At 37.3% G+C, this 8137-nt stretch carries 5 protein-coding genes and 1 pseudogene; 3 read left to right on the top strand and 3 right to left on the bottom strand.

Going from position 1 to position 8137, the window contains the following annotated elements; translation table 11 throughout:
* Positions 1 to 430 precede the first annotated feature (430 nt).
* From BA053_RS08365 to BA053_RS04150, 3 genes are read right to left on the bottom strand one after another with little or no spacing between them, the layout of a single operon-like run.
* Positions 431 to 562 (bottom strand): hypothetical protein, encoded by a 132-nt coding sequence (locus BA053_RS08365; protein WP_255356248.1) that lies wholly within the window; start codon positions 560 to 562, stop codon positions 431 to 433.
* Positions 563 to 575: 13 nt separating this feature from the next.
* Positions 576 to 698: a hypothetical protein gene (locus BA053_RS08360; protein ID WP_255356247.1), complete on the bottom strand. Its 123-nt coding sequence runs from the start codon at positions 696 to 698 to the stop codon at positions 576 to 578.
* Positions 699 to 3515, bottom strand: coding sequence for a WPE palindromic element domain-containing protein (locus tag BA053_RS04150; RefSeq protein ID WP_174525431.1), 2817 nt, complete (start codon positions 3513 to 3515; stop codon positions 699 to 701).
* A gap of 100 nt (positions 3516 to 3615) precedes the next feature.
* On the opposite strand from BA053_RS04150, the pseudogene BA053_RS04145 reads away from it, so the two are divergent.
* The 3 genes and pseudogenes from BA053_RS04145 (at position 3616) to BA053_RS07345 (ending at position 7981) form a co-directional block, all read left to right on the top strand.
* A pseudogene (locus tag BA053_RS04145) lies at positions 3616 to 6819 on the top strand (phosphoribosylformylglycinamidine synthase subunit PurL).
* Positions 6820 to 7268: 449 nt separating this feature from the next.
* Complete coding sequence (locus BA053_RS04140) at positions 7269 to 7781, top strand: hypothetical protein (protein WP_065106791.1); 513 nt, start codon at positions 7269 to 7271, stop codon at positions 7779 to 7781.
* A gap of 47 nt (positions 7782 to 7828) precedes the next feature.
* Positions 7829 to 7981, top strand: a complete 153-nt coding sequence (locus tag BA053_RS07345) for a hypothetical protein (protein WP_156518033.1) — start codon at positions 7829 to 7831, stop codon at positions 7979 to 7981.
* Positions 7982 to 8137 lie beyond the last annotated feature (156 nt).

The following is an 8137-nucleotide window of genomic DNA, read 5'->3' as shown; positions in this document are numbered from 1 at the left end:
CTTTTGCCTTTTTTTCTGCTTAGTAAATTTCTTAAACATTTAAACTAAGGTGAGTTGCATTTAAAAGCAGCTAAATTGCAGTGTTTAAGACTTAAAAAACGCCAATACTGAAAATAGACAATGACCAGGGTTTCTTTTGCCTTTTTTTCGCTTGGTAAATTTCTTAACGTTTATGGCTAAACGACAATCGTCATCCCGCTACGTGTTAGTGGGATCTCTTGTTAGCAGCTGAGATACCGCGAATGAATCGCGGTATGACGTAGGACTGCTGTCATTCCAGCGCGTGACGCTGGAATCCAGTTCTTATTACCTGGTGTAAAGTTAAGTTTCCTAGATCCCAGTGTCTAGGCACTGGGATGACAAGAAAGAGGCTACTTGGATAACAGAAGAAGGAGGCTACTTGGACAACACCCTGACAACCATCATCCCGCTACGTGTTAGCGGGATCTGGAAATACCGCGGCGGTATGACGTAGGACTGCTGTCATTCCAGTCTGGAATCCAAAAAAGGATGATGTCATCCCAGTGCTTGACACTTGGATCCAGCTTCTGTGCAACCTCATCAAAAACATTCATTTAGTATAAACTTTCCATGCTAGTTTGCTTGCTTACAAGCAAACTTTCCTGGATCCCAGTGTCAAGCACTGGGATGACACCCTTTTGGATAGAAACCAGTGTCAGGTACTCGGATGACACCATTTACAACCACTCTCCTACCCTTTCTAGCTGTTTATAGCTGTTAAATCTCAGGAATTTATCGAAATATGGAGAGGCAATAAAGGGAATAGCATCTCTTAAATAATTAGATAAAAAATCTGGCAGATCATTCTGAAATTCTTGCATTTTTTGTCTATAATTTTGTATAGAAATAACTTTTATTTTATCATAATCAAGTTTCCAATAAGCAAGTTCTGAGACTTCCCTTCCGGTCACATACTCTACCGCTAAAGCTTGCAAAATTAATTGCGGAAAAAACCCCGACATCACTTCTTCATTGGAAGGTGGTGAACCAAGCTTATAGTCTATAATTGCTACTTGCCCACTTGGTAGATACTCAACTCTATCACATCTTGCTGTCAGTAAGATTTCTTGAGGGATAAGATCTCTATTTGTCATCCAAGCAGTTTCATACTGATCACAAGAACCAGCGTCACGCGCTGGAATATGAAATATCGGACAGGAAAAGCTCTTTTCCAACTCAACATAGTTGCTTCGAGTTTCATCAAGTTCGACAAAAGATTGAATTACCCTCTGTAGTCTTACCCACCACATATTTGAAAAATTAAACTGACTAGTCGAGAATGCTTCTCGTGCAATGCTCATTGGCGATTTTTTGTTGCGTAAATATCTTGCAAGAATGTTGTGTACCATAGTGCCAAATTCCAATATCGATGGCTTAAAATTCAAGTCTCTTAATTGTTTAAGACCCAGTATATATTCAACGTAAAATGAATAAGGATTACGAATTAGCTTTTCTATTGCACTGCAAGACATCACCTGCATTTTTTCTTTTCTAACTTCGGTTTGAGGTTTTGGCATAGGCTGAGTACATGGAACAATACATTCAGGCGTATTTAATATCCTTAGCCAATCACGATACGGCTGCTTCCCCTCCTTGAGCAGAATTTCCAAACGCTGCAATAGAATTGGCTTTCTATGGCTTAGCGATCTTGTAATATAAACCTTACTTGCACAAAACAAATTGTGTAAAGTATAAAAAAAATACCCCTGCTCTTCTTGCGCAGAAGGAAGATTAAATTTTTCTCTCGTAAGTGCATTCAAAAGCGGACTTTGAAAGCTTGGCGCTTCATTAAATCCAGCAAGTATTACAACTTTGTTGTGATATAAGCTGAATTTATTCAAGTCACTTGCTACAAAGAAAAACTCTTTCTCTAAAAATAAGGTCAGAATTTGGCTATATAACTCTAAGGAGCATTTAATTCCTACACCCTCACATGCATTTGAGAAATTACAGGTAAAATTACCTATTTCACTATTTAGCTCTGAAAAATTTATACCAGATAATATATTAATACACTGCAAATGAGTTGCTACCACATCGAAAATAGAGCAATTTATAGAACGAAGTAAAGGATTAAATATAACCTCTAACTTACTGATAATAAGTAATATATCTTCTTTGTATTTTAGCTTTTTATGGGCATTGATAGCATTTATAATATCGCTCAGGCCATTTGTACTAAAGTTGCGTAATATCTCTATTTCAAATTCAGATAAAATCCGAGTGTACTCTTCTTGAGTGTAACCAAAAGTCACTAGCCTATGTTTAAGGAGCGAAAGTAATGACACACTGCTCCAATTTGAGGTCAAAACTTCGATACTATAAAGCAGAAGCGTTATATAAGGGTAATTTTCCGGTATGGCACTGTGTTGCCTTGATAAACATGCTATACGAGCTGCAAGTAATTTATCAAAGACGACCAAAGAAATGTTTTCATAACCTTCATTTTCTATAATTAATGATGTCACTTGTGCTTCTTCCTCTCTGGAATCACAAGTGATGACTTCAATATTGCCAACATGTCCACTACTAACTTTGCTTAGATCGGCAGTTGTATCAAAGATGCAATCAAGATATTCCGCAGAACCTCCTGTCATCCCAGCCCTTTCTTCTGTCATCCAAGTAGCTGACACTGGGATCCAGTTTTCATTATACAGCCACCTGGTGCGCTCATTTAAAGTTAAGTTTTCTGGATCCCAGTGTCGGGGCACTGGGATGACACCAGAACACGCTTCTGGCAGAAAACTAACATCCCTTCTATCCACTTTTAAATAATCGAGCAGATCTCTCAGGCAATATTGATAGTGTTTTTTATCAAGCGATTTCCAGTCTTTCTCTTTAATTTTCAAATTCAGGTTAGGCAAAATTATTTTTCCAAATGGCAGATCATATATAGCCCTAATTAACGACTTATCCTTTCCAATTCCAACAAAGATTATATGTTGGTCTTTTTGTAAAGAGGTTATCATATTGTTTATGTAATCACTCTTATGTTTTAATATATCTACTACTTCTAAATCTTTTAAAGTTTTACTCCAAGTCTCAGTGAGTAAGCTTATGAAATTCTCTATTTTTTTTGAATGTTCATCAAATTGATAACAATCCGTTGTTTGGGTAGATTGAATTTTATCAAGCAGTGATGGCAGACTATAAGCTAAATCAATTGGAAAATTATCATTATTTTTTCTATTCCACTCCAATATGAATTGAATGAGTAGCAGCGTCCTCTTTGTTGGATTGATAACTTTAACTCTATCAAGATTTAATATTAAATCCTCCTCATCGATGTTCTCTAGCGAAACTATCTCTGGCAAAATTATGCATTTTTTAGCGTTATAATTCTTGAATGCACTCAGCAGCGCTATCACATCCCTCTTGCAAGGAAGTATGATCTTTACTTCAGGAATTTTTTCTCTTTCATATTCAGAAAATATGTGCTGAACCAGCACATCGAAAAGGGATTCATCCACATTAACGGTAAAAACTCTTCCCACTAACAGTAACAATTAATACAATACTTTTATTGTATAGAAATTATTCAAAATATAAACGTGCTTGTATGCTATTATATATTAAAATTTTTTATAACATTACATGGCAAACATTAGAATAGAAGTTTTAAATAAATGCGAGCAAATTGGCCGCAGATGGTTAGTCAACGTTTACTCGATTTATATACACAAAGAATTACCACCAAAATTATATGAAGAAATTTGTGGGCTATTTTATAATAAAGTCATACAAGACTGCCGTTATTATTCCTACAATGAAAACCTTGAAGAAGTTCAGTATGATTTCATAGAACCACAAGCAAAGTGGGGCTTGGAGATAAGCTTTTTACCTGGCATGACTGACAATGTGGGCAACACAGCAAAACAAATTATTACAGAATATTTAATAAGCAAAGGCTATATCGATCCATCTGTCATGCAAATTTCCCCCTCTGTCATTCCAGCGCGCGACGCTGGAATCTATAGATCCCAGTGTCTGGGCACTGGGATGACGGACGAAAGGGCTGGAATGACACCAATTGAGATTAAGGCAAGAAGTTCAAAATTGATTTTGGGTAAAGGAAGCATGCCAACTGAAGATGACATAAAACAAGAATTTAATCCTATCACTCAGTATTGCACACTTATCTGTAAGAACTATAGCTGGAAATATTATGGTAAATACAAAGCAAACTCTTCAGCGCTCTCTTACTTGTCATCCCAGTGCCCAGACACTGGGATCCAGAAAAAAGATGTAGATTCCAGTATCAGCTACTCAAATGACACCATTAATGGCAAAGCCAAATCTGTTAACTTAAATGTGAGTGACCAAGAACTTGAGAAAATCAGCAGAGATGGAATCGATGGTAATGGCACTTTAGGGCTCTCGCTGGCAGCAATGAAAGCTATAAAGGATTACTTTAAAAAACTCAGTAGAAATCCATATGATATTGAACTTGAGTCTCTGGCACAGACTTGGTCTGAACATTGTAAACACAATATTTTTTGCTCCCCTATTGATGAAATAAAAGATGGCCTATACGCACATTATATAAAGCGTGCAACGCGTGAGATAAATTCTGACATATGTGTGTCAGTTTTCTCCGACAATGCCGGAGGAATAATTTTTGATGATGATTACTTGATTGTAGATAAAGTTGAAACCCACAATAGCCCTTCGGCACTTGATCCGTTTGGTGGAGCAATGACCGGAGTGCTTGGAGTTAATCGTGATATAGTGGGTTTCGGGAAAGGCGCGGAGCCTATAATGAATACCTATTATTTCTGCTTTGCCAAAGAAGCAAAAGGCAAATTTTATAGGGACAAGGAGCGTACCGATGAGATTTTACCGCCAAAATATATAATGAAAGAAGTGATTCATGGCGTTAATGTTGCTGGTAATTGCTCTGGTATTCCAACACAACTTGGATCGGTATATTTTGACGATAGATTTTGTGGAAAGCCGTTAGTCTTTGTTGGCAGTGTCGGAATTATTCCGCGCAGTATAAATAATGTACCTTCACACATCAAAGGGCCTAAAAACGGCGATAAAATCGTAATTATTGGCGGAAGAGTTGGAAGAGATGGAATTCACGGTGCAACGTTTTCTTCAGAGGCTTTGTCGGGAAACAGCCCTTCAACGATTGTGCAAATTGGTGACCCTATAACACAAAAAAAATTATCCAATGCCGCCTTGGAAGCAAGAGACCTCGATCTTTATAATGCAATAACAGATAATGGAGCAGGCGGTCTATCATCGTCCATCGGTGAAATGGGAAAAGATGGATTTGAAGTTGATTTGAGCAAAGTTCTCCTTAAAAACGATGGTATGGCTCCATGGGAAATATGGATATCAGAATCACAAGAGAGAATGACCTTAGCAGTGCCAGAAGAAAATCTCCCTATGTTTAAACAAATCATGAAAAAACATGATGTGGAGGTTTGTGTAATTGGAGAGTTTAACGAAAGTGGTAAAGCTGTTGTTAAATGTCCTGAAGGGAAAGTAATAATGGACATCGAAACTGAATTTCTGCATGATGGTAATCCCAAAGTGCATTTACAGACAAAGCCGTGGACTGGAGAATCTAATCGATCTGCTGTCATTCCGGAACCCTCTCCTGTCATCCCAGTGCTTGACACTGGGATCCAGCAGGCTTTGCCTGCAAACGTCTTATGCCAAAACCCATACGATGGTGGAGCTGAGCGTGAAATGGATTCCAGTGTCAGCTACTTGCATGACACCTTTGAACTAAAAGAAATGCTAAGCAGACCAAACATACGCAGCAAAGAGTTCATAGTGGTGCAATATGACCATGAGGTTCAAGGGTCGTCAGTGCTGAAACCATTGCAGGGCAAGGGAAGAGTGTGCAGTGAAGCTATTGTTTCAAGGCCAATCCTTTCTTCAAATAAAGGTGTTGTAAAATCGCAAGGGTTTGGCTCGAGTTATGGGGAAATTGACACTTACCATATGGCAGCATGTGCGATTGACACTGCCATACGCAATTACGTAGCTGCAGGAGGAAATATAAATCATCTAGCGTTGCTCGACAATTTTTGTTGGTGTGATGCTTATAATCCAGAAAGGTTGTGGCAACTAAAGAGAGCCGCAGAGGCTTGTTACGACTTTGCAACTGCATTTAAAACACCATTCATATCCGGAAAAGATAGTATGTTTAACGACTTTAAGGGATATGACGAAAATGGCGAGAAAGTGATGATATCTGCACCACCTTCACTACTCATTTCAGCAATTGGAGTTATAGAGAATATTGAAAATGCAGTATCGCTTGATGTGAAAATGCCGGGGGACTTAATATACGTGCTTGGAGAAACACTTGATGAACTTGGTAGATCTGAATATCAATTATACAGTGGAATAGATAATAACAATGTACCAAAAGTTGATGCAAAGAGCGCTAGGAAGTTGTATGAGCGTTACAACCAGGCAATAAAAGATGGCATAATTGCCTCTGCAATTGCACCAAACTTAGGCGGATTAGTTGTTGCTCTGGCAAAATCGCTAATTGCAGGAGACCTTGGTGCTGAAATCGATCTTTCACTAGTGCCAATAGGAAAAATACAAAATACAGACATAATAAACAAGATAATAATGTTTTCTGAATCGCAAAGTAGAATTTTGGTTACTATTGCACCACAAAATCAGAAGAGGTTTGAAGAATTGTTTGAAGGTGCAGTTTATTCATGTATTGGCAAAGTAACAGAGAAAAAGGTGCTAAACATAAAGGATGTTTTAAAAGTAAATCTAAAAGATTTGGGAAATAGTTATTATATAGCTAAAGTGACTTAGGTTTACAGACGATTTGATAAACGACAAACTCGTCATCCCGCTGCTTGTTAGCGGCTAAGAGATACCGCGAATGAATCCACAACTGTACGAACGTTGTAGTTTGGGAGCAATTCCCACCAGTGGGCCAGTGCCCAGACACTGGTTCTATGCAACTTAATTAAAAACGTTTGTTTTAGCATAAGACAACTACCTTTAGCTCATCAACTCAGTTATAAGCAAAATTTCTGGATTCCAGACTGGAATGACATCATCTGTTGTGCAATTTACCTTCGAAAATGAATGTTCGTACAGCTATGGAATGAATCGCGGTATGACGTAGGGAAACCTGACTTGCACTAGCTATAGCATGTCAGTTTAAAATATTTTTTTTGATTATGCTAAATAACTCTTTTACTATATGTAATGTTTATTTAGAATGAATGTATGTTATTAATTTTGGGTAGGTAATTATGTCTATTTTATCGATACTCCTGTTTATCAGTCTTTCTTTACTCAACACTTCAAATAAATTGATGATATGTGCTGCCTTATTTGTGGGAGCTGCTTTAGTTGTAAATTCAATAGTTGAATTTTATGGCAAAAGTAAAGCTACGTACAGTTTAATAGTGTGTACAGTGCTATGTTGTGTTTTTAAATTGCAAAGTTTTAGTTTGATGATATTGATTTCATATACTGCAATTTTAGTCTCTCTTCTCTCAAGCATAATTATTTTTGAAAAATTGAGGTCCAAGTTGAATTTTCATATGGCAAATTTCATTACTTTAATTATAGCATCAGTGGTTGATAGTGCCGTTGTATGTGTTGGATTACTATATAAATTTTCTGCAGGTAAATGCTTATCAATATATATTAGAGATTTAATTTTTAAGTTTTCTTATGTGTCAATATTGAGCATCTGTTTGTTTGTAGGAATGTATTTATTTTGCTTGGCGAACAAGAAGTATTTTAAGATTTCCACATAACCTGTTTTCTGATATAGCTAAACTGACTTTGGGTCCTGGGGGTGTATTTGGTGGTCCTAATACGTAACAACAGTTTAGAATTTATAGGTAGCCTAAACCCACAACTGTACAAACATTATGATTTGAGCCTATCAGGGGGGTGTCATTCCAGTCTGGAATCCAGAAAAAAGAATGGTGTCATCCCAGTGCTTGACACATAGCTGTACGAACATTCATTTTTGAAGACAGCAAATGGTGTCATTCCAGTCTGGAATCCAGAAATTTTGCTTATAACTGAGCTGATGAGCTAAAGGTAGTTGTCTTACGCTAAAACAAACGTTTTTAATTAAGTTGCATAGAAGCTGGATCCCAGTGTC

This window comes from Wolbachia endosymbiont of Nomada ferruginata, from assembly GCF_001675785.1.
GTDB classification, from domain to species: Bacteria; Pseudomonadota; Alphaproteobacteria; order Rickettsiales; family Anaplasmataceae; genus Wolbachia; species Wolbachia pipientis.
This window is presented reverse-complemented; position numbering and strand designations above follow the sequence as displayed.

Bases quoted from the DNA above. Each gene is read 5' to 3' on its own strand.
- BA053_RS08360 (WP_255356247.1), bottom strand. From the start codon at position 698: ATGGTGTCATCCGAGTACCTGACACTGGTTTCTATCCAAAAGGGTGTC.
- BA053_RS08365 (WP_255356248.1), bottom strand. From the start codon at position 562: ATGAGGTTGCACAGAAGCTGGATCCAAGTGTCAAGCACTGGGATGACA.
- BA053_RS04140 (WP_065106791.1), top strand. From the start codon at position 7,269: ATGTCTATTTTATCGATACTCCTGTTTATCAGTCTTTCTTTACTCAAC.